Source organism: Capnocytophaga sp. oral taxon 332 str. F0381 (assembly GCF_000318275.2).
Taxonomy (GTDB): Bacteria; Bacteroidota; Bacteroidia; order Flavobacteriales; family Flavobacteriaceae; genus Capnocytophaga; species Capnocytophaga bilenii.
On record NZ_KB291274.1, the window covers coordinates 29,277 to 29,971 of the forward strand.

The following is a 695-nucleotide window of genomic DNA, read 5'->3' on the forward strand; positions in this document are numbered from 1 at the left end:
CCCCTCGCACTATTTAAAGCACTTTATAGGCTTGAAAAACTCTTATCTCTATGTATAGGTAAAGAAAAATAAGGTTTTAGTCATTTTGTATTTTACTAATAGTTAAGTTGTTGTGCTTTTAACAACACATCTGATACATTACCGATTAAATAGTAAAGTAATAATATAGAATACTATTTATAAAGAACTGATGTTTATAAACTATCTTCTGTTGGTTTTTGAACACTTTCTATAGTTTCTTTTATAAATTTCATTAGTTCTTCTTTATTCAAAGTGTATTTATCCTTCAATAATCTATCAAACATCTGAGAAAAACCAGTAAAAATAGATTCTTTAAGAAAATCTAATAACTCGTCGGTAGGTAGTGCTGTCTCATTATCTGTTATAGCAATAGTAATAGCTATAAGACCTTTCTTTTTAAAGAACTTTAGATGAGAACAACCTGCAGGATCTCCATAAGAAAAAATATCTCCATCTATTCTAATTTCAATAAGGAATCGTATTTCAAGAGGAATAGAAAAATCAGAATCTATTTCTTTTATCTTTCTCTGAATTCTCATAATATATTTTATAAGATATTCATCTGTATTTCCTCCTCCTTTTGCAACTATTGTTATTTTTTTCATTTTTTTACAATCTTCTTTTCGTTTATTTTTTGATTTTACCCCGCTGGCGCAAGCTTGCAGCTTGTGCCC

At 28.2% G+C, this 695-nt stretch carries 1 protein-coding gene; it reads right to left on the reverse strand.

Annotation, left to right across the window (positions count from 1 at the left end):
- Nucleotides 1-194 precede the first annotated feature (194 nt).
- The coding region (locus HMPREF9075_RS03140) for a hypothetical protein (RefSeq protein WP_009415042.1) at nt 195-695 on the reverse strand (501 nt) is incomplete at its 5' end.